The sequence below is a fragment of the Microbacterium sp. NPDC091382 genome (assembly GCF_044757025.1).
Lineage (GTDB): Bacteria > Actinomycetota > Actinomycetes > Actinomycetales > Microbacteriaceae > Microbacterium.
Window position 1 is genome coordinate 652076 of record NZ_JBIVUD010000001.1, and the last position, 16640, is coordinate 668715.

Annotated in this window: 16 protein-coding genes; 10 read left to right on the forward strand and 6 right to left on the reverse strand. The window is 69.2% G+C overall.

Annotation, left to right across the window (positions count from 1 at the left end):
* The first annotated feature begins 13 nt into the window (after positions 1–13).
* Complete coding sequence (locus ACIQLK_RS03245) at positions 14–1246, forward strand: MFS transporter (protein WP_400362868.1); 1233 nt, start codon at positions 14–16, stop codon at positions 1244–1246.
* A 14-nt stretch (positions 1247–1260) separates the two neighbouring features.
* Here the strand turns inward: ACIQLK_RS03245 and ACIQLK_RS03250 are convergent, their stop codons facing one another.
* Entirely contained in the window at positions 1261–1470 is a 210-nt protein-coding gene (locus ACIQLK_RS03250; protein WP_065571896.1) for a DUF3073 family protein, read from the reverse strand.
* A gap of 148 nt (positions 1471–1618) precedes the next feature.
* On the opposite strand from ACIQLK_RS03250, the gene ACIQLK_RS03255 reads away from it, so the two are divergent.
* The gene (locus ACIQLK_RS03255; RefSeq protein WP_400362869.1) at positions 1619–2179 is read left to right on the forward strand and encodes a universal stress protein; all 561 of its coding nucleotides are present in this window, start codon (positions 1619–1621) and stop codon (positions 2177–2179) included.
* Here ACIQLK_RS03255 and ACIQLK_RS03260 read toward each other — a convergent pair whose 3' ends face one another.
* On the reverse strand, positions 2180–2782 hold the full coding sequence (locus ACIQLK_RS03260) for a helix-turn-helix transcriptional regulator (RefSeq protein ID WP_400362870.1): 603 nt from the start codon (positions 2780–2782) through the stop codon (positions 2180–2182).
* A 1-nt stretch (position 2783) separates the two neighbouring features.
* On the reverse strand, positions 2784–3635 hold the full coding sequence (locus tag ACIQLK_RS03265) for a DUF4097 family beta strand repeat-containing protein (RefSeq protein ID WP_400362871.1): 852 nt from the start codon (positions 3633–3635) through the stop codon (positions 2784–2786).
* Positions 3636–3771: 136 nt separating this feature from the next.
* Here ACIQLK_RS03265 and ACIQLK_RS03270 point away from each other — a divergent pair, with 136 nt between their 5' ends.
* Positions 3772–4527, forward strand: coding sequence for a TipAS antibiotic-recognition domain-containing protein (locus tag ACIQLK_RS03270; RefSeq protein ID WP_400362872.1), 756 nt, complete (start codon positions 3772–3774; stop codon positions 4525–4527).
* Between the two features lie 107 nt (positions 4528–4634).
* On the opposite strand, the gene ACIQLK_RS03275 is transcribed toward ACIQLK_RS03270, so the two are convergent.
* Positions 4635–4793: a hypothetical protein gene (locus ACIQLK_RS03275; RefSeq protein ID WP_164499361.1), complete on the reverse strand. Its 159-nt coding sequence runs from the start codon at positions 4791–4793 to the stop codon at positions 4635–4637.
* A 185-nt stretch (positions 4794–4978) separates the two neighbouring features.
* Between ACIQLK_RS03275 and ACIQLK_RS03280 the strand changes: the two genes are divergently transcribed.
* The 3 genes from ACIQLK_RS03280 to ACIQLK_RS03290 all read left to right on the forward strand — a co-directional run bounded on the left by ACIQLK_RS03280 (position 4979) and on the right by ACIQLK_RS03290 (position 9601).
* Complete coding sequence (locus tag ACIQLK_RS03280) at positions 4979–5248, forward strand: Rho termination factor N-terminal domain-containing protein (protein ID WP_400362873.1); 270 nt, start codon at positions 4979–4981, stop codon at positions 5246–5248.
* 1 nt (position 5249) lies between these two features.
* Positions 5250–6212 (forward strand): DNA topoisomerase IB, encoded by a 963-nt coding sequence (locus ACIQLK_RS03285; protein WP_400362874.1) that lies wholly within the window; start codon positions 5250–5252, stop codon positions 6210–6212.
* Positions 6213–6301: 89 nt separating this feature from the next.
* Positions 6302–9601 (forward strand): efflux RND transporter permease subunit, encoded by a 3300-nt coding sequence (locus ACIQLK_RS03290; RefSeq protein ID WP_400362875.1) that lies wholly within the window; start codon positions 6302–6304, stop codon positions 9599–9601.
* Positions 9602–9604: 3 nt separating this feature from the next.
* On the opposite strand, the gene ACIQLK_RS03295 is transcribed toward ACIQLK_RS03290, so the two are convergent.
* Positions 9605–10513 (reverse strand): aldose 1-epimerase family protein, encoded by a 909-nt coding sequence (locus tag ACIQLK_RS03295; protein WP_400362876.1) that lies wholly within the window; start codon positions 10511–10513, stop codon positions 9605–9607.
* A 233-nt stretch (positions 10514–10746) separates the two neighbouring features.
* Between ACIQLK_RS03295 and ACIQLK_RS03300 the strand changes: the two genes are divergently transcribed.
* Together ACIQLK_RS03300 and ACIQLK_RS03305 are read left to right on the forward strand one after the other, a co-directional pair.
* Positions 10747–12789 carry a DEAD/DEAH box helicase gene (locus ACIQLK_RS03300; protein WP_400362877.1) on the forward strand — a complete coding sequence of 681 codons (2043 nt, stop codon included), beginning with the start codon at positions 10747–10749 and terminating at the stop codon, positions 12787–12789.
* Between the two features lie 21 nt (positions 12790–12810).
* Positions 12811–13236 carry a GNAT family acetyltransferase gene (locus ACIQLK_RS03305; protein ID WP_400362878.1) on the forward strand — a complete coding sequence of 142 codons (426 nt, stop codon included), beginning with the start codon at positions 12811–12813 and terminating at the stop codon, positions 13234–13236.
* Position 13237: 1 nt separating this feature from the next.
* Here the strand turns inward: ACIQLK_RS03305 and ACIQLK_RS03310 are convergent, their stop codons facing one another.
* On the reverse strand, positions 13238–14296 hold the full coding sequence (locus ACIQLK_RS03310; RefSeq protein ID WP_400362879.1) for an Rv2578c family radical SAM protein: 1059 nt from the start codon (positions 14294–14296) through the stop codon (positions 13238–13240).
* A gap of 94 nt (positions 14297–14390) precedes the next feature.
* Here ACIQLK_RS03310 and ACIQLK_RS03315 point away from each other — a divergent pair, with 94 nt between their 5' ends.
* Both ACIQLK_RS03315 and ACIQLK_RS03320 read left to right on the forward strand, forming a co-directional pair.
* The gene (locus ACIQLK_RS03315) at positions 14391–15326 is read left to right on the forward strand and encodes a D-alanyl-D-alanine carboxypeptidase family protein (RefSeq protein ID WP_400362880.1); all 936 of its coding nucleotides are present in this window, start codon (positions 14391–14393) and stop codon (positions 15324–15326) included.
* A 118-nt stretch (positions 15327–15444) separates the two neighbouring features.
* Complete coding sequence (locus ACIQLK_RS03320) at positions 15445–16608, forward strand: acyl-CoA dehydrogenase family protein (protein WP_400362881.1); 1164 nt, start codon at positions 15445–15447, stop codon at positions 16606–16608.
* The last annotated feature ends 32 nt before the right edge of the window (positions 16609–16640 follow it).

The following is a 16640-nucleotide window of genomic DNA, read 5'->3' on the forward strand; positions in this document are numbered from 1 at the left end:
ATAGGCTGGATCGGTGACGACACCTGATCCCCTCGCCGTGCGACGGGGTCGGATCCTCGCCCTCGTCGGCATCGTTCTGCTCGCCTTCTCGCTGCGCTCGGCGGTCGCATCGCTCTCGCCGCTGTTCGACGCGATCGGTGACGACGTCGATCTCCCCGCCGCAGTGCTGGGGTTCATCGGGACGATCCCGCCGCTCTGCTTCGCGGTGTTCGGTCTGCTCGCCGCCGGTTTCGAGCGGCGATTCGGCCTCGAACGGACGACGCTGGTCGCGCTCGGCGCGATGGCCGTCGGCCTCGTCGCCCGCGCCGCAGCGATCGACGCCTACGGCCTGCTGCTCGGCTCCGCACTGATCTTCGCCGGCGTGGGCGTCGGAAACGTCCTGGTCCCGGCGCTCGTGAAGAAGTACTTCCCCGACCGGATCGGCTTGCTCACGACCGTCTACACGACGACCATGGCCGTCTCGACGTTCCTTCCGCCGCTGATCGCGGTCCCCATCGCGGATGCCGCGGGGTGGCGTGCGTCGCTCGGAGTCTGGGCCGTCTTCGCACTCGCGGGCCTGATCCCGTGGGTCGTTCTGGCGGTGCGATCCCGGCGAGCCGCCGTCGCGGACGTGGACCTGGAGGCTCCGAGCACGCGCGTCTTCGGGCGGATGTGGCGGCTGCCCACCGCCTGGGCGCTCGCGACCACCTTCTTCGCCTCGAGTGCGGTCGCGTACACGTCCTTCGCGTGGCTGCCGAAGATCCTGGTCGACACCGCGGGGGTCACCCCTCAGGTCGCCGGCGTCCTGCTGTCGCTGTTCGCCCTCATCGGCCTGCCGGCCTCGCTCGTCGTGCCTGCCCTGGTGGCACGTCGGGGAATCGTGATGCCCCTGTTCATCATCGCCTCGGCCGCCGGGGTAGTGGGAGCCGGCGGGCTGCTGGTGGCCCCGGCATCCGCTCCATGGCTGTGGGTCACGCTCCTCGGAACGCTCCCGCTGCTGTTCCCGCTCGTGCTGACGTCCGTCGGCCTCCGCACGCGGACGCACGACGCGACCGTCGCCCTCAGCTCCTTCGCGCAGAGCATGGGCTACGGCGTGACGATGTTCCTGCCGATCGGGGTCGGCGTGCTGCACGACGCGACCGATTCGTGGACGGCGCCGCTCGTCATCCTCATCGGGATCTCACTGCTGGCGCTCCCCGCCGGCCTCGTGATCGCACGACGGAAGACGGTCGAGCAGGAGTGGGAACAGCGCCACGGATCGTGGTGAGTGCGACCGGGAGGTCAGGCCTTCTCGAGTGACGGAGAGGGGGATTCGGACTCGTCGTCCTCGTCGTCCTCATCGTCGTACTGGTCGGCCCACTTGTCCTCGTACTGCTCGTCACCGGGCGCGCCGAGCTCACGCTCGAGCGCGTTGATGTTCAAGCTGTAGGTGTCGTACTTCAGCTCACGGGCGATCTTGGTGTTCTTCGCCTTTTGACGGCCACGCCCCATGCGTAACCCCCTCATTTCACGAGTGCGGGCTTGGTCCGGCAGCCCGACGCAGTCACAGTCCGGCAGAGGCCGGGAAGAGTAGCATTCAGGGTACCACGGAGCGTTCCCGCCGCCCTCGCGGGCGGGGATCCAGGAAAGGTGATCCGCCATGCCCGATGCCGAGTCGCAGCCCACGGCCCGTCGCCCGCATCGCCCCGTCATCGCCGGGATCGTGCCCGGACAGTCGCCCCGGGTGCTGCGCGAGGCGGCGCAGTACGCCCGGATGCACGGGGCGCCGCTGCTCGTCGCCCACGTCGACGTCACCCGCTTCGTCTCGTACGAGGATCCCGACGGCTACGTGCACACGGCGCCCATCAACCTCGATGCCATCCCCGGCGAAGCGCTCGAGACGCAGCTGCGCGATGAGGCGGCGCGCTCGTTGGAGGGTGCGGACATGGCCTGGCAGCTCGAGATGCTCGCAGGAGACCCTGCGCTCGCCATGAAGGATCTGGCTGAACGCACCGATGCGCGCCTGATCGTGGTGGGGACCCGCAAGCGCGGGATCGGCGAGTCGATCCGCGAGTTCTTCACCGGCTCGGTCGCCGCCCGGCTGGCCCACCGTCAAGCGCGACCGATCCTCGTCGTGCCCATCGGCGAACCGACGAGCGACGACGAGGACCCGTGGCGCGAGAAGCACAGCTGGCCCGAGGAGCTCTGGCCCGGCGGCTGATCAGCCGCGTGTCGCGCGCCGCACGGCCGCCGCCGCCTCGTCGAGCGCGCTCTTCAGCTCGTCGATGATGGATGCCGCGAGGTCGCCGCCCCGCGCGACGTGAGTGCGGAGATCGGCTCGCACCTCCGCGCGGAACTCGGCGAGCAGCTCGTCCGCGCGCCGGACCTGTTCGCGAGCGGACGCGCGCGGGTCGGGGGTCGGGGGAGAGGTCGGGCGTGCCGTGGGCTGGGAGGCGGCGGCGAGGTCGGCCTGGAGGCTCCGCATCGCCTCGCGGACGCCTGCGCGCACCTCGTCCGCGATGAGCCGGACGCTGTCCGCGAGCCCCGCCTCGATCCCCGCCAGGTCGCCCGAGCGAGCCGAGACTTCGGCGCGACCGGCATCCGTGATCTCGTAGACGGTCTTGCGTCCGTCCACGGTCTTGGTGACGAGCCCCTCTTCTTCGAGCTTGGAGAGCCGGGGGTAGATGGTGCCGGCGCTGGGTGTGTAGGTGCCGCCGGTGCGATCGGACAGGGCCTGCATGAGGTCGTATCCGTGACGCGGTGCCTCGTCGAGGAGGCTCAGGAGGTAGATGCGCAGATCACCGTGGGAGAAGACGGGGGGCATGTCAGTACTCCTCTCCGGCCGGGGTGTCCTCGGAGATGGCCGCGGGGACGCGCCGGATGACGGTGACATCGCCCGAGACGGTGTTGGCCCGCACCTCGGCGAATGAGCCGCTCAGTTCGCCGACGGTGCCGGAGTAGTTCGAGCCGATGCCGCTCTGCGAGCGGTCGATCCCATCGACGTTGAGCTTTCCGCTGACGGTGCGCAGCGTGTACTTCGCGGCCACCGATTCGTCGAGGCGGAGCGTGGCCGAACCGCTGACGGTGTTGAAGGACACGTTCTGCGTCGGTCCGCTCGAGTCGATGAGGACGGCTCCGCTGACCGTGTCGGCGTAGGCGGTCCGGATCGTTCCCGCGGCGGTGATGGCTCCCGACACCGCGTTGGCGTTCAGGGTGCCGGTGAGGCCGCGCATCTGCACGTCGCCCGAGACGGAGTTCGCCGTCACGTCTCCGCTGAGACCGTCGACGATGACGTCGCCCGAGACGGTGTTGAGCTTCGCGTCGGTCGTGAGGCCGGCGACGAGTGCACTCGCGCTGACGACCCCGAGGGTCAGGGCGACGTCGCGCGGTACGGCGATGCTGATCTCGGCCTGCGGGCCGCCGCTGCCGAAGTTCCGGAAGGACGTCAGGAAGTTGTCCCAGCGCAGCTGCGCGTGGTCGATCTCGATCGCGCCGTTCTGCGCCTCGATGCGGAGCTCCTTCTGCGTGACCGAATGGACTTCGATGCGGACGCCGGGCTCGTCGTGACCGACGACGTCGATCTGCCCGCCGACGAGTCCTACTTTGAGTCGACGGATGCCGTCGAGGTCGATGACGCGGGTCTCCCCGGGCTGGATCAGCCACTTTTCGAGAGTCATGTGGTCTCCTGCGGTCGAGCGCGAATCGAGATATATCGCGTTGAGGGGACGATAACACGATATATCTCGAGTGTCGAGGGTTCAGATGGAAGATCGGCTTGACCTTGACGCCGCGTCAACTCCTACCGTGGTCGACATGGCAGACGAATGGTCGATCCAACAGCTCTCCCGGCTCGCCGGGACGACGAGCCGCGCTCTGCGGCACTACGACCACATCGGTCTGCTCCCGGCCACGCGAACAGGCGCGGGTGGGCACCGCCTCTACGACGCCGCCTCTCTGCGACGGCTGCAGCGCATCCTGCTGCTGCGCGAGCTCGGACTCGGCCTGCCCCGCATCGCCGAGATCCTCGCGGAGGACGTGCCGGAGGAGACGGTGCTCACCGCCCACCTCGGCTGGCTCAAGGCGGAGCAGGAACGGATCGGGCGGCAGATCGCCGCCGTCGCGTCGACTCTCGACGCGAGACGGAGAGGAGAGGAACCCATGGCAGAGAAGATGTTCGACGGCTTCGACCACACGGTCCACCGCGAGGAGGTGACCGCGAGGTGGGGCGCGGATGCCTATGCGCGCTCGGATGCCTGGTGGCGGGGCATGCCGCCGGTCGAGAAGGAGCGGTGGCAGGAGGAGACCGCCCAGCTCGCCCGCGAATGGACGGACGCGGCGAGGCGCGGCATCCGTCCCGATTCGGACGAGGCGCAGGCGCTCGCCGCCCGGCACGTCGCGTGGCTGCGTGGCATCCCCGGGACGCCGGCCGCAGACGGCGGTGACGTCCGCGGTTATGTGCTCGGGCTCGCCGACATGTACGTGACCGATGACCGGTTCGCGGCGAACTACGGCGGCCCGACCGGTGCGACTTTGGTCAGGGAGGCGATCCGCCATCACGTCGGCGGGTGATCGGCGGCCGGACATGATGAGGCCCCCTCGACCGTGGACGGGAGGGGGCCTCGATGCGCTCCTGGGGGAGAGCGCCGCTGACACGCCTGGGGGAGCGCGTCAGACGATCATGTGTTCTTGCGAAGTACCCGCAGCAAGAAGGCGATCAGCGCGATGACACCGACGATGATGGCGACCCACAGCAGGAACTGGAGGCCTTCCGTGATGCCACCCACGATCGCCAGCACGATGGCGATCACGATGATGATGATGAGTGCGAGGTTCATTGGAGGCTCCCTCTGTTTGTCTCCGTTGTCCGCCGGAGCGGGGGTGACGCGGGTGTGCGTCCTGACATTGTTATCAGCGTTCTTTCAGGTGATCCCAGGCCCTTGACAGGTCGGCCCCGCGGTGACATAACGTGGCCGCACGCGGGCGATCCTTGCTCGTGATCGACACGTGAGGCGGATGCACCATGCCGGCAGGACGCGGCTCGAACAGCCTGAAAGACCCCGAACTCTACGAAGAGCTCCGCGCAGACGGCGCGTCGAAGGAGAAGGCCGCGCGCATCTCCAACGCGGCCGCCCGGGACGGCCGGAAAGCGGTCGGGAAACGGGGCGGCGAGGCCGGCGACTACGAGGACTGGACGGTCGCCGATCTCCGCGGTCGGGCGAAGGAGCTCGGGCTCAGCGGGTACTCGCGCGCCCGCAAGGCGGAGCTCATCGACATGCTCCGGTCGCACTGACGTGCCACGTCTGAAGCGCGTGCGGCCGGGCGTCGATCTCGGCTACCGCCGGATGCGTTCGGGCACCGGGTTCCGGTATGTGGATGCCGGCGGCAACCCGCTGCCGAAGGCGGAGGCAGATCGCGTGCGCGCCCTCGTGCTGCCGCCGGCATGGCAGGACGTGTGGATCTGCGCCGACGCCAACGGCCACGTCCAGGCGACCGGCGTCGACGAGGCCGGACGTGTCCAGTACCGGTACCACCCGCAGTGGACCGCCGGCCGGGACAAGGGCAAATACGCGCGGGCGCTGCAGCTCGCCGAGGCTCTGCCGCGGGCGCGCGGGCGGGTCACCACATCGCTGCGGCGGGAAGACATCGACCAGGAGCGCGTGCTCGCCGCTGCTTTCCGGCTGCTCGACCTCGCCGCCCCGCGCGTGGGAGCCGAGCGATACCTCGTCAAGCACGGCAGCCGCGGACTCACGACGCTGATCCGACGCGACGCCGTCGTCGACGGCACCGTGGTCGCGCTGCGGTTCCCCGGCAAGAGCGGTCAGCGGCAGGAGATGGAGGTTGATGACGTCGACCTCGCCGCGGCGATCGAGCTTCTCCGGGGAGGGCGCCCCAGCTCACCCCTCCTCGCCTACCTGCGCGGGCGACGGCGTGTGGCGCTCAGCCCCAGGGACGTGAACCTCTACGTCCGTTCCATGACCGGGGGGACCTTCACGGCCAAGGACTTCCGGACCCTCCGCGGCACGATCACCGCCGCTGAGGCGCTCGCCCGGATCGGCCCGGCGGCGAAGAAGAGCGAATTCAAGCGAGCCGAGGTGCTCGCCGTGAAGGTCACCGCCGAGGCCCTCGGCAACACCCCCTCCGTCGCGCGGAGTTCGTACATCGATCCGAGGGTGTTCGATCGGTATCGACGGGGTGTGGTCCTCGACACCTCGGTGTCGCCCGAATCGGCCATCCGCACGCTCATCCTCGCCTGACGACGCCTCCCAGCCGCGGCCCCTGGAGCGCGTGAAATACTTGCGCGCATCCCCGCACCCGTCACCTGCACCGTGGAAATGGGCTTCCGTTGTCTCACCTCGCCGTCCTGAGCCTCAAGAACCGCGCGCTCATCGCCCTCATCACGATCGTCGCGGCCATCTTCGGGGGCCTCGCGCTCACGAGCCTCAAGCAGGAGCTGATCCCGCCGATCCAGCTTCCCCAGCTGTCGATCCTGACGACCTACCCCGGTGCATCGCCCGACGTCGTGAACAACGACGTGTCGACCCCGATCGAACAGGCGATCCAGGCCGTCCCCGACCTGGAGTCGACGACGTCGACGAGCACGACGAACGCATCGATCGTCCAGGCATCCTTCGCCTACGGCACCGACCTCGCGACGGCGGAGCAGAAGATCCTCCAGGCGATCAACCGCCTCGACTCGCTGCCCGACGACCTCGACACGAACGTCCTCGCCTTCTCGACCGACGACCTGCCGGTGATCTCGATCGCCGTGACCGGGTACAGCGACGAGACCGCTGTGCAGAGCCGGCTCGAGAACGCCGTGATCCCCGACATCGAGGATCTCGAGGGGGTCGCCGCGGCGCAGATCGTCGGTGGGCGCACCTCGCGCGTCACGATCACCCCCGATCAGGAGAAGCTGGCCGCCGCAGGTTTCACTCAGACGGCGATCACGGACGCGCTCGACCAGAACGGCAAGCTCTTCCCCGGCGGCACCGTCGCAGAGGGCGACCAGACCCTCACTGTGCAGACGGGCACGAAGCTCGACTCCGTCGACGGGATCGCGAAGCTCCCGCTCGTTCCCACCGACGCCGACCAGATCGCCGCCGGCGACGTCACCATCGGCGACGTCGCCTCGGTCGTCCTCGACACCGACCCGGTGACCTCCATCTCGCGCGTGGACGGCAAGCCGGCCCTCACCGTGTCGATCACGAAGCTGCCCGCCGCGAACACGGTCGACGTCTCGCACCTCGTCCGCGACTCGCTCGCGAAGATCAAGGACGACCTCGGGAACGGCGCGACCGTGACGGTCGTCTTCGACCAGGCGCCCTACATCGAGCAGTCGATCGAGGCCCTGGCCCAGGAGGGGCTGCTCGGCCTCGCCTTCGCGGTCGTCGTCATCCTGATCTTCCTGCTGTCCGTGCGCTCGACGCTCGTGACCGCCATCTCGATCCCGACGAGCGTGCTCATCACCTTCATCGGCATCCAGGCGTTCGGCTACTCGCTCAACATCCTGACGCTCGGCGCGCTCACGATCGCGATCGGCCGCGTCGTCGACGACTCCATCGTCGTCATCGAGAACATCAAGCGGCATTACGTCGGCGATGCGGACAAGCTGGCGTCGATCCGCTTGGCGGTTCGCGAGGTGGCGTCGGCGATCACGGCATCCACCCTCACGACCGTCGCCGTGTTCCTGCCCATCGCCTTCGTCGGCGACCTCACCGGCGAGCTGTTCCGTCCGTTCGCGCTCACCGTCACGATCGCGATGCTCGCCTCGCTCTTCGTCGCACTGACGATCGTGCCCGTGCTGGCGTACTGGTTCCTGCGGCCGGGCAAACCGGTCCTGGATGCCGCGGGTCGGGCGATCGACCCCGAAGACCCTTCGGCGCCGCCGAGCCGCCTGCAGAAGTCCTACCTTCCGGTGCTGCGCTGGACGCTCCGCCACTCTGCGGTCACGCTGCTGCTCGCTGTCGTCGTGCTGGGCGGGACGATCGCCGCCGCCCCGCTCATGAAGGTGAACTTCCTCGGCGACTCGGGGCAGAACACCTTCACCGTCCGCCAGGACATCGGCGCGACCGCGAGCCTCGATACGCAGGACACCGCGGCCGAGCGCGTCGAGAAGGCCCTTCTCGACGTCGATGGTGTGGACACCGTGCAGACCTCGATCGGGTCCACCGGTTCCGCGCTCCGTGACGCCTTCTCAGGTGGCGGCACCGGCATCACCTACTCGATCACGACGGACCCCGATGCCGACCAGGAGCAGATCCGCACCGACGTGCAGAAGGCCGTCGCCGACCTGACGGATGCCGGCGAGATCACCGTCGCAGCCGCTCAGGGCGGCTTCGGATCGAGCGACGTCGAGGTCGACGTCACGGCGCCCGACGCCGGAGTCCTCCGCGACGCCACGGACAAGGTCGTCGCGGCCCTGAAGGACGCGGACGGCGTCGATCAGGTCGACTCGAACCTCTCGGCATCCCTCCCGTTCGTCTCGGTCGCGGTGGACCGCGACAAAGCGGCAAAGCTCGGGCTGTCGGAGGTCGCGGTCGGCGGGCTCGTCGCGAACACGATGCAGCCTCGCCAGATCGGCACGGTGGAGATCGACGACTCGACCCTGACCGTGTACCTGAAGGCCGCCGAGATCCCGAACACCATCGAGAAGCTCCGCGGACTCGAGATCGCGAGCGCGTCGGGACTCATCCGTCTCGACGAGGTCGCGACCGTCGAGCAGTCCGAGGGGCCCTCGTCGATCACGAGCGAGCGCGGCCAGCGGACCGCGACGGTCACCGTCACCCCGTCGAGCGACGACCTGAACGCCGCGAGTGCCACCGTGACCGCCGCCCTCGCCGACGCGAAGCTGCCGCAGGGCGCCGATGCCGAGGTCGGCGGTGTCGTGACGCAGCAGCAGGACGCGTTCGCGCAGCTGGGTCTCGCGATCCTCGCCGCCATCCTGATCGTCTACATCGTGATGGTCGCGACCTTCAAGTCGCTCCGCCAGCCGATCCTGCTGCTCATCTCGGTCCCGTTCGCGGCGACCGGCGCGATCCTCCTCCAGATCGTCTCGGGTGTGCCCCTCGGCGTCGCATCGCTCATCGGCGTGCTCATGCTCGTCGGCATCGTCGTGACGAATGCGATCGTCCTCATCGACCTCGTCAACCAATACCGCGAGAAGGGTCTGTCGACCCCCGAGGCGGTGCTCGCCGGTGGCGCTCGCCGTCTGCGGCCCATCCTCATGACGGCGCTGGCGACGATCTTCGCGCTCACGCCGATGGCGCTCGGGATCACCGGGCACGGCGGCTTCATCTCGCAGCCGCTCGCGATCGTCGTCATCGGCGGTCTCGTGTCGTCGACCGTCCTGACGCTGCTCGTGCTGCCCGCCCTCTACAACCTCGTCGAGGGTGCCAAGGAGCGTCGAGCCGCGAAGCGCGGCGACGTCGTCCCGGCGGAGGCGTCGACTGCGAGCCAGGCTCCGCTGACGCGACGGGCACGGCGGGATGCGGCATCCGCTGCCGTCACCGGTGCGGCGGCCGTCGACACGGCGCTCGTCATCGAGGAGGCCCCGGACATCGAGATCGCGATGGACGCGCCTGCCGCAGCCGACCAGGCGGTCGTGGACGAGCCGACGGGGCAGGAGCCGCGGCGCGAGGAGTGAGGGTCAGTCGGCCTCGACGAGGTCGACGCCCCACTCGAGCGTCCAGGTCTCGCCGGGCGAGAGCCGGCGCAGACTCCGCCCGGAGTTGAACGCGTCGGCGGGCGCGGTCATCGGCTCGATGGCGACGGCGACGTCGTGGCCGGGGAAGCGGTCGGTCGTGAACACCTGCACGTACTCGAACCCTTCCCCCGCCCACACCGTCAGGCGGCGGGAGTCGGGCGCGATGAGGTGAGCCTCGACGCGACCGTCCCGGCGCGGGAGCCCGGCGAACGCGACGTCGAGCGACAGGTCGCCGACGCGACGCGGGGAGCTCAGGTCGTGGTCGTCGTCGATCGGCTCCTCAGCCACGGGGATGTTCTGATCGTCGAGACGGAACCACGTCCGCGCCTCGACCTGCAGCGACAGGTCGGCGGTCTCGACGTCGGAGATACGGAAGTAGGGGTGGGTTCCGGCGGCGACGGGTGCCTCTCCCGTTCCGACGTTCGTGATCGCGTGCGAGACGCGCAGGCCGCGCTCCGCGAGCGCGTACGTCACCCGGTTCTCGAGGTGGTACGGGTACCCCGACTGCGGGAACACGTCCGCTCGCAGGGTGAGGGAGGCATCCGTCCGCTCCTCGGCCCGGTAGGGCGCGAACCGCAGCAGCCCGTGCGACGCGTTGCCGAACTTCGGCTCGGTGATCGCGAGCTGGCGGAGCTCACCGTCGTCCTCCCAGCGGCCGTCGCGGATGCGGTTCGGCCACGGCACCAGGACGATCCCGGATGCCGCGGGTGTCGGCACGTCGTCGGGGTAGTCCGGGACGAGGTCGACGCCGCCGACGCGCAGCGCGCGGAGCGCGGCGCCGACCTCGGTGATCTCGGCCGAGACGTCGGCGGCGTGGAGGCTGAAGCGGGTTCCGGTGGGGTCGGCGGCCATGCGGCCAGCGTATCCGCGCGGCCGCTTCACAGGTGAGGCCGGTATCGTGGACCAGTCGGCGGAGGACACCGCGCTGTGCGCGGGCATCCTGTGTAGTCCTCGGGGCCGATCTCGAAACCCGATCCGCGGTTTCGGAACCAGTAACTGGAATGGCCCCCGGCCGACGGAAGTCCGGGTATCACCGTGCGTGCGCGCACGGCGCTGTTTCGTGCGAGAACTCGGAAAGCACACGCATGCCCAAGAACAAGAAGCCGGCCGGCGGCCGCGCGCAGAACTTCGAACCCCGCTACGGCAAGAAGACCTCGTACCAGGACGCGAAGCGTCGCCCCGGTCAGGCCTCCGCCGGCACCGCCGGCAGCAAGAGCCCCAAGCACCGCGGCTTCCGTGCCGCCGAGGAGTCGGCGCCCGCCAAGGGCCGCTGGACCGAGCAGGATCGCGCCGGCCGGGCCGAGGCCCGCGGCATCCGCTCGAACGCCCGCGGCGACAGTCGCTTCGACGACCGCCCGCGCCGCGACGCCGGGAGCGAACGTCCGCGTTTCGACCGGGCCGAGCGCCCGCGTTTCGACCGTAGCGAGCGTCCGGCTCGGTCGTTCGATGATCGTCCGCGTCGTGATGACCGGTCGGAGCGTCCCCGGTTCGATCGGAATGAGCGTCCGGCTCGGTCGTTCGATGATCGTCCGCGTCGTGATGACCGGTCGGAGCGTCCCCGGTTCGATCGGAATGAGCGTCCTGCTCGGTCGTTCGATGATCGTCCGCGTCGTGATGACCGGTCGGAGCGTCCCCGGTTCGATCGGAATGAGCGTCCTGCTCGGTCGTTCGATGACCGTCCGCGTCGTGATGACCGGACGGAGCGCCCGCGATTCGACCGCAACGCGAGCCGTAACTCCTCGGATTCGGGACGTCGCGGCGCGCAGGGCGGCGATTTCCGGCGTCCCGGCCAGGATGCGAGGAGTTACGACCGTCCCCGCCGAGACGAGCGCGCGAACCGGTCGGATTGGAAGGCCGCCGAGAAGTCGAAGGCGCACCAGGAGCACGTCGACGTCGTGCACGAGCGGCTGCAGGCCGAGGCGGTGGATGCCGCATCCGTCGAGCAGGCGTCGTTCGCCGACCTCGGTCTCGGCCAGAACATCGTCCGCACCCTCGAGGGGCTCGGTGCCACGAGCCCGTTCCCGATCCAGGCGGCCACCGTCCGACCGATCCTCGAGGGCCGCGACGTCCTCGCCCGTGGCCGCACCGGCTCGGGCAAGACGATCGCGTTCGGTGCGCCGCTCGTCGAGCGCGTCCTGCGCGGTCAGGCCGGCAAGCGCCGCGCGTGGGGCCGGTCGCCGCAGGCGCTGATCCTCGCGCCGACCCGTGAGCTCGCGCTGCAGATCGACCGCACGGTCCAGGAGCTCGCTCAGAGCGTCGGCCTCTTCACCACCCAGATCTACGGCGGTGTCCCGCAGGGTCGACAGGTCGGTGCGCTGAAGAAGGGTGTCGACATCGTCATCGGCACCCCCGGCCGCATCGAGGACCTCGAGAAGCAGGGCAAGCTCGACCTCTCGGAGATCGGGATCGTCGTCCTCGATGAGGCCGACCACATGAGCGAGCTGGGCTTCCTCGAGCCGATGCAGCGGATCCTCCGCCTCGTGCAGGATGACGCGCAGAAGCTGCTCTTCTCGGCGACCCTCGACCGCGAGGTCGCGGCGCTCGTCGACGAGTTCCTCGTCGACCCTGCCGTCTACGAGGTCGCCGGCGAGACGCAGGAGACCAGCACGATCGACCACCGCGTGCTCGTGATAGATCACCGCGACAAGGCCGAGATCCTGACCTCGCTCGTCGACCGGGACGGCAAGACGCTCGTGTTCACGCGGACCCGGGCTTACTCCGAGATGCTCGTCGAGCAGTTCGAGGACGCCGGGATCGCCGCTGTCGCCCTCCACGGAGACCTGAACCAGGCCAAGCGCACGCGCAACCTCCAGCGGCTCACCGACGGCAAGGTCAACGTGCTCGTCGCGACGGACGTCGCGGCCCGCGGCATCCACGTCGACGACATCGACCTGGTCGTCCAGGCCGACGCACCCGACGAGTACAAGACGTACACGCACCGCTCCGGTCGCACGGGCCGTGCGGGTCGCTCGGGCACGGTCGTCACGCTGATCACGCGTCAGCGTCGTCGCCGGATGACCGAGATGCTCGACCGCGCCGAGATCGATGCCCCGTTCGAGGAGGCACGCATCGGTGACGACGTGCTCGAGGAGCTCAGCGGTCGTCAGGCCGCGAACGTCGACGCCTGAGCGATTCACTAGGGTGGGCGGATGCCGGTCGTCATCCGCCCCCTCGGTGATCCCGACGTCGAGCAGGTCGTGTCGCTGTGGGAGACGGCCGGTCTGACGCGTCCCTGGAACGACCCTCACCGCGACATCGCGCGGGCCCGTGCCGTCTGGCCCGACCTGCTGCTGGTCGCGGCGGACGGTGACCGCCCGGTCGGGTCGGTCATAGCCGGCTACGACGGCCATCGCGGATGGCTGTACTACCTCGCGACCGACCCGGAGCGCCGCGGCGAGGGCATCGGGCGGATGCTGGTCGCCGAGGCCGAGCGCCGACTCGAGGCCCTCGGCTGCCCGAAGGTGATGCTCATGGTCCGCGACGGCAACGGCGGGGTCACCGACTTCTACGACACCCTGGGCTACGCCCGCGATGCGACCTCGGTCCTCGGCAAGCGTCTGATCCCGGACGACTGAGTCAGAACAGCATGGCGGATGCCTGTTCCCGCGTCGCGGTCTTCATGACCGGCCCCGTGGTCCGCACCGGACCCATTCCGCGCGGCGGGACGTCCTCCTCTTCGAGCCTCCCGTGCAGACCGTGTCGCCGCAGCAGCGGACGAACGCGCGCCGACAGCCACGAGCGGTAGCCCTTCGGTGCCGACACCGATGCCCCCGGGTACAGGCCGCGGTACGCAGGCACGAGATCGGGGCACTCGCGTTCCAGCCACTGCCAGAACCATTCCTTCGCGCCCGGTCGCAGGTGCAACGCGCCGAAGACAACCCTCCGGGCGCCGGATGCGGCGATCCGTTCGATCGCATCGTCCAGCACGTCGACCCCATCGGTGAGGTGCGGCACGATCGGCATGAGGAAGACGGTCACCGAGAAACCGGCATCCGTTGCGGCCTTGACGGTGTCGAGTCGCGCCTGGAACGACGGTGCGCCCGCTTCGAGGAGCTGCCGAAGCGGCTCGTGGGGGATCGCTATCGACATGGCGATGTGGATCGGGACGCGGGTCACGGCATCCGTCAGCTGCGGCAGGTCGCGGCGGAGCAGCGTTCCCTTCGTGAGGATCGAGAACGGTGTGCCGCTCGAGACCAGCGCATCGATGATGCCGGGCATGAGCTTGTAGCGTCCCTCGGCGCGCTGGTACGGGTCGGTGTTCGTACCCAGGGCGACCGGCTCGTGCCGCCACGACGGCTTGGCGAGCTCCCGCGCGAGCACCTCGGCGACGTTCACCTTCACGACGATCTGCGAATCGAAATCGGCGCCCGCGTCGAGATCGAGGTAGGTGTGGGTGTTGCGAGCGAAGCAGTACACGCAACGATGCGAACAGCCCCGATAGGGGTTCACGGTCCACGAGAACGACATCGCCGATCCGCTCGGCACGTGGTTGAGGGCCGACTTCGCGACGACCTCGTGGAACGTCATCCCGGCGAACTCCGGGGTCGTGACCGAGCGGACGAGACCTCCCATCGACTCGAGGCCGGGCAGGGCCGCGTCGTCGACCGTCGAGATGTTCTGCCCCTGCCATCGCATGGAACGATTCGAACACAGATTCGAAACCGGGTCAACCATACATACGGGATTATCGAACGACGTGGACATCGCGATGCCCTGAGAGACTGGTTGGATGTCAGAGTCGAGGAGCGCCCTCCGACGACGAGTGCTCCGCAGGCGTCGTCAACGACGTGCCGTCGTCCTCCTGGCGTTCGCGACCGCCGTCGTGATCGCCCTCGTCCTCGTTCTGACGCGGGCATTCGTCCCCGACGACGCCGTCGCGGAACCGGCATCCACTCCGTCCGTGCCCCCCTCGAGCCACGCGCCCGTCGAACCCACTCCGGAGCATGTGCCGATCTGCGAGACGAATGCCGTGACCTCCGCGCTCGCGGACGGCTCCGACGGCGACGTGATCGCGGCTTTCGGGGGCGGCGAACCGTTCCGCGCTGCGGTCGCCGAGGGTCAGGCGACCTGTATCGACCTGCACGAAGCGGGCCGCGTCTGGGTGGTTGCGAACAAGCGGCATCCGCTGGATCCGATCGATTACTGGCCGACGCCGCAGGCGCGCCCGCAGGGCACGCGGATCATCGCGGGCGGATGGCTGCTCGACCAGACGGCGGCCGCCCTCGACGAGCTCTCCGCCGACGTCCGTACGGCGGCGGGCACGATCGGGGTGAGCAGCGGATACCGCCCCTACGACTTCCAGGTCGACACCTACAAGCGGTACGTTGCCATGCGCGGCGAGGCGGCGGCCGATCTTCGCAGCGCCCGCCCGGGGCACAGCGAGCACCAGACGGGACTCGCCGTCGATGTGGTGGCGTGCGACTCCGGATGCGGCGACCACGACGGCTTCGGCGGCACCCCCCAGTCGGACTGGATCGCCGAGAACGCCTGGCGCTACGGCTTCATCGTCCGGTACGAGGAGGGCCAGACGGGCATCACGGGCTACTCCGCCGAGCCGTGGCACCTGAGGTTCATCGGGCGCGAGCTCGCCGCCGCGTACAACGACGGCGACTTCCGCACTCTCGAGGAGTTCTTCGGCCTCGAGCCCGCACCCGACTACCGCTGAGCCGCGACGGAACTCAGTCGCGCCCGCCCTGGCATCCGATCCCACGACGCGCGTACAGTGGACGGTGGCGACGCCGCCCACGAGCGCAGCGTCGCGCTGATACGAAGGGGGTCCGCGCATGGAGCGGAACATCTACGACGAGGACCACGAAGCGTTCCGCGACGTCGTCAAGGAGTTCGTCAAGCGGTACGTCACGAACGAGAAGCGCGAACAGTGGGATGCCGCGGGCGAGATCGACCGCGCGACGATGCGCGCGGCGGGCGAGGCCGGCGTCATCGGCCTGAGCGTCCCCGAGGAGTTCGGCGGCGCGGGCATGCTGCAGGACTACCGCTTCCGCACCGTCGTGAACGAGGAGATCATCCGCGCCGGAGCCGGCTCGCTCGCCGGCGCCTTCGGCATCCAGGACGACCTCGCCGTTCCGTACCTCGTGCACATGGGCACGCGGGAGCAGAAGGAGACCTGGCTCCCGCGGATGGCGACCGGCGAGATCATCGGCGCGCTGGCCATGACCGAACCCGGTGCGGGTTCCGACCTGCGCGGCATCTCCACGACCGCGAAGAAGACCGACGGCGGCTACATCGTCAACGGTGCGAAGACCTTCATCTCCTCGGGCGCGACAGCAGACATCTTCGTGGTCTTCGTGAAGACGGGTGAGGGGAACCGCCCCGACGCGTTCTCGCTCCTGCTCCTCGAGGCCGACATGGCCGGGTTCGACCACGGCAAGAAGCTGCACAAGATGGGCTTCCACGGACACGACACCGCAGAGCTCAGCTTCACGGACGTCTTCGTCCCCGACGCGAACCTCATCGGCGGCGAGGAGGGCAAGGGCTTCATCCAGCTGATGATGAACCTGCCGCTCGAGCGCCTGTCGATCGGGGTGGCCGGCGCCGCCGCCGCACAGGCCGGCGTCGAATGGACGATCGCCTACACGAAGGATCGCGAGGCCTTCGGCCAGCGGATCATCGACTTCCAGAACACGCGCTTCGCGATGGCCGACCTCGTCACGACCGTTGACGTCATGTGGGCCTACATCGATCGCGCGATCACGCTGTACGGCGAGGGCAAGCTCTCCGCGGAGGATGCCGCCCAGGTCAAGTTCTGGGCCACCGAGCGCGAGTGGGAAGTGCTCGACGCGTGCGTGCAGCTGCACGGCGGGTACGGCTACATCATGGAGTACCCGATCGCCCGCGCGTTCCTCGATGCTCGGGTCCACCGCATCTACGGCGGCACGAACGAGATCATGCGCGACATCGTGTCGCGCCGCATCGCCGGCAAGCGCTGATCGGACACGCGAGGTCCCGATCGAGCCGGAAA

Coding starts and splice junctions, on each gene's coding strand:
- ACIQLK_RS03250 (WP_065571896.1), bottom strand. CDS start 1,470: ATGGGGCGTGGCCGTCAAAAGGCGAAGAACACCAAGATCGCCCGTGAG.
- ACIQLK_RS03310 (WP_400362879.1), bottom strand. CDS start 14,296: ATGCGATGGCAGGGGCAGAACATCTCGACGGTCGACGACGCGGCCCTG.
- ACIQLK_RS03270 (WP_400362872.1), top strand. CDS start 3,772: ATGGCAGACGAATGGTCGATCCAACAGCTCTCCCGGCTCGCCGGGACG.
- ACIQLK_RS03280 (WP_400362873.1), top strand. CDS start 4,979: ATGCCGGCAGGACGCGGCTCGAACAGCCTGAAAGACCCCGAACTCTAC.
- ACIQLK_RS03265 (WP_400362871.1), bottom strand. CDS start 3,635: ATGACTCTCGAAAAGTGGCTGATCCAGCCCGGGGAGACCCGCGTCATC.
- ACIQLK_RS03300 (WP_400362877.1), top strand. CDS start 10,747: ATGCCCAAGAACAAGAAGCCGGCCGGCGGCCGCGCGCAGAACTTCGAA.
- ACIQLK_RS03260 (WP_400362870.1), bottom strand. CDS start 2,782: ATGCCCCCCGTCTTCTCCCACGGTGATCTGCGCATCTACCTCCTGAGC.
- ACIQLK_RS03315 (WP_400362880.1), top strand. CDS start 14,391: ATGTCAGAGTCGAGGAGCGCCCTCCGACGACGAGTGCTCCGCAGGCGT.
- ACIQLK_RS03305 (WP_400362878.1), top strand. CDS start 12,811: ATGCCGGTCGTCATCCGCCCCCTCGGTGATCCCGACGTCGAGCAGGTC.
- ACIQLK_RS03275 (WP_164499361.1), bottom strand. CDS start 4,793: ATGAACCTCGCACTCATCATCATCATCGTGATCGCCATCGTGCTGGCG.
- ACIQLK_RS03320 (WP_400362881.1), top strand. CDS start 15,445: ATGGAGCGGAACATCTACGACGAGGACCACGAAGCGTTCCGCGACGTC.
- ACIQLK_RS03255 (WP_400362869.1), top strand. CDS start 1,619: ATGCCCGATGCCGAGTCGCAGCCCACGGCCCGTCGCCCGCATCGCCCC.
- ACIQLK_RS03295 (WP_400362876.1), bottom strand. CDS start 10,513: ATGGCCGCCGACCCCACCGGAACCCGCTTCAGCCTCCACGCCGCCGAC.